The organism is Vibrio sp. D431a, assembly GCF_030248655.1.
In the GTDB taxonomy this organism is placed as follows: Bacteria; Pseudomonadota; Gammaproteobacteria; order Enterobacterales; family Vibrionaceae; genus Vibrio; species Vibrio alginolyticus.
This window is the reverse complement of record NZ_JAHGAP010000088.1, coordinates 1-1,218: the sequence shown is the minus strand read 5'-3', so window position 1 is coordinate 1,218 and position 1,218 is coordinate 1. Positions and strand designations below refer to the sequence as shown.

Genomic DNA, 1,218 nt, shown 5'->3' with positions numbered 1-1,218 from the left:
AGGGCCGCTTACGGTGACTTCTGTGGTTTCTGACATTTATGGCAATAACCTGAACGCCGTCGATACGACCATTAAAGATACGCTTGCAACGGTGAACGTCAATTTTGATGGTGGAGGGGATGAGTATTTAAATCAGTACGAAATCGCGACTACTCGCCTCGAAGGGACGATTGAAAACATTGAAGATGGCCAGCGTATCCAAGTTACGGTAACCGACTCGTTAGGAGCGGTCATAAACTTAGAAACGGTGGTGACTGGTGGAAGTTGGTCTCTGGACGACGTTGACCTTTCTGGATTGTCTGAAGGTACGCTGACCGTTGTTGCTGAGAGTATAGATATAGCGGGCAACCCTGCAACCAGTGAAAACACCATCGTCAAAGATACGCTCGCAAGTGTGACGGCGGACGTTGACGATGGCGGAGACGGCTATTTAAACATTGAAGAGCGCCAATCTGTCACTTTGTCAGGGCAAGTCAGTGATGTTGAAAATGGTCAGACGGTTTCTGTCACGGTTCAAGACAGCTTGGGGGTGATGCTCTCGTTCAATACCGTTGTCGTTGATGGTATGTGGCAAGTCGAAGGGGCGAACTTATCCACGTTAGCCGATGGGGCGTTAACCGTATCTGCCTCCGTGAATGATGTAGCGGGCAACCAAGCGAAAGCAATGGATGAGGCTACGACCATAGATGCCACTGCTCCCACCATTGATATCGATACGGATTTTTATATTAGCGGTGGCCTTGCCATTGATGATTTCCGTGAGGGTATAGTCACGGAAATGAGAGGGACAACCAGTGGTGTAGAGCAAGGTCTGGCGGTGACGATTCGGGTAAGTGACGGAGACAGCACGCTGAATTTTACTGGCCTTGTTGATGCATCAGGTTCGTGGACAGTAACCGGAATTGACGTAAACACTCTCAATCTAAACAGCACGTGGACCATTGAAGCTGAAGTGTTGGATGCCGCCGGCAACCATGCGGTCGATACCATGCCGACAATAGTGCTACCCGGTTCAACGGTATTTTCTGAAAACATCGTTGGATTTTTTGGTGAGCAAAGCAGCTCGGCAGCCATCAACATAGAAAATGGTGTGCCAGCACTGCATGCAGAGCAACCAAGTTTGAGCGCGCTTACATCGGTCGGTCAATCTATAAATGTTGTTGTTGCAGAAGATGGGTTGAGCTTACAAGGAACATCGACTGACGACCGATTAGTTTT

The 1,218-nt window shown here is 48.9% G+C and carries 1 pseudogene; it reads left to right on the top strand.

From position 1 onward, the window contains the following. Positions 1-22 precede the first annotated feature (22 nt). Positions 23-1,218: pseudogene (locus tag KJB35_RS28095) on the top strand (RTX toxin); the annotation flags it as partial.